Consider the following 289-nt stretch of genomic DNA (forward strand, 5'->3'; position numbering starts at 1 on the left):
AAGAAACAGCTGTCACCGCCGCGAAAATCGTGGAGTGCTTTGATCAAGCGGGGCTGCCGGCCGGCGTTGTGAATTTGGTGACGGGCAAAGGATCGGTCATCGGCAATGCGATCGCCGAACACCCCCATATTCATGGCATCACCTTCACCGGCTCCAATGAAGTCGGCAAAACGATCGCCCAAAAAGCGGTGGCCCGAGGGGCGAAATACCAGCTGGAAATGGGCGGAAAGAATCCGGTGATCGTGCTCGAGGACGCTGACCTTGATCGCGCCGTCGAAGCGACGATTAG

Annotated in this window: 1 protein-coding gene; it reads left to right on the plus strand. The window is 57.8% G+C overall.

All coding sequences use genetic code 11. The features are described from left to right. Nucleotides 1–289: aldehyde dehydrogenase family protein (locus tag VU18_RS19495; protein WP_047757821.1), on the plus strand; the 289-nt coding region annotated here is incomplete at both ends.

It is taken from the genome of Geobacillus sp. ZGt-1 (genome assembly GCF_001026865.1).
GTDB lineage: Bacteria > Bacillota > Bacilli > Bacillales > Anoxybacillaceae > Geobacillus > Geobacillus thermoleovorans.